Source organism: Mesorhizobium sp. M7A.F.Ca.MR.362.00.0.0, from assembly GCF_004023175.1.
In the GTDB taxonomy this organism is placed as follows: domain Bacteria; phylum Pseudomonadota; class Alphaproteobacteria; order Rhizobiales; family Rhizobiaceae; genus Mesorhizobium.
Genome location: NZ_RZTF01000116.1, coordinates 15964 through 16471 on the forward strand (window position 1 = coordinate 15964; position 508 = coordinate 16471).

Consider the following 508-nt stretch of genomic DNA (forward strand, 5'->3'; position numbering starts at 1 on the left):
CCCCACACCTTATCGAATCGGCTGGGGATCGTTTTCCAGCAGGATCGGCTTGCCGTGCGGCGTAGCATGCGCGGCGCGCTCCCAGGCCTCAGCCATGGCGTCGACGTCGGACTTGGCTGCCAGCCCTTTGGTGGCAAGCAGGCTTTCAAGCGCGGCCAGCCAATGTTCGTAATAGTCATGGCCGTCAGCCGCGGCGCCTGGCTTCCTCACTTCGATCGACAGCGCCTGCGCCCACTCGCTCCACGAAAACAGGCCCTTGTCGTGCAGCGCCACCGTCATGGCGAAGGCTTCGGCCTGCCATGGCTCGGCAAACACCGGCGCATCGACGCCCGGCGGCAGCTCGGGCAGATCCGTATCACGCCGGCTCAAGATAGTTCTCCCAGGCGTCTATCGACACGCTTAGCGTCGGGTCGGCGCCCTCGCCCCAGATTTCCGGCCCTTCGAAAACCACGGTGTAGACCCATTGCGGATTTTCGCCGTGTCCATGCGCGTTGCTGTCGGGGAACAC

2 protein-coding genes are annotated in these 508 nt (G+C 64.6%); both read right to left on the minus strand.

The window, feature by feature from the left end:
* Positions 1 to 9: 9 nt before the first annotated feature.
* A complete protein-coding gene (locus EOC06_RS16315; RefSeq protein WP_128308251.1) occupies positions 10 to 369 on the minus strand; it encodes a nitrile hydratase accessory protein in 360 nt (119 codons plus the stop codon).
* Positions 356 to 508 (minus strand): SH3-like domain-containing protein (locus EOC06_RS16320; protein ID WP_128308252.1); only part of this gene is annotated, 153 nt, incomplete at its 5' end. The genes EOC06_RS16320 and EOC06_RS16315, both read right to left, overlap by 14 nt.